The sequence below is a fragment of the Pseudomonas putida W15Oct28 genome, from assembly GCF_000708715.2.
Classification (GTDB): Bacteria; Pseudomonadota; Gammaproteobacteria; order Pseudomonadales; family Pseudomonadaceae; genus Aquipseudomonas; species Aquipseudomonas putida_R.
The window spans coordinates 1-308 of record NZ_JENB01000108.1 but is presented as its reverse complement, the minus strand read 5'-3'; the positions used below and the strand labels follow the sequence as shown (position 1 = coordinate 308).

The following is a 308-nucleotide window of genomic DNA, read 5'->3' as shown; positions in this document are numbered from 1 at the left end:
GCTGGCAACGATGTGCTCAATGGCCGTGAAGGTGCCGACCGCCTGGCGGGTGGTCTCGGCAACGATACCTACCTGGTGGATAACGCTGGGGATCTGGTGAGTGAGTCTGCGGGGGCCGGTACGGATACTGTGCGTACCACGCTGGCCGGCTACATCCTGACCTCCAACGTCGAAAACCTGACTTATAACGGGGTGGGCAACTTCACCGGCGTGGGTAACACGCTGGACAACATCATCATCGGCGGCGCTGGCAACGATGTGCTCAATGGCCGTGAAGGTGCCGACCGCCTGGCGGGTGGTCTCGGCAA

At 62.0% G+C, this 308-nt stretch carries 1 pseudogene; it reads left to right on the top strand.

What is annotated here, in order from left to right:
• Positions 1-308 (top strand): annotated as a pseudogene (locus tag AK81_RS27625) (hypothetical protein); the annotation flags it as partial.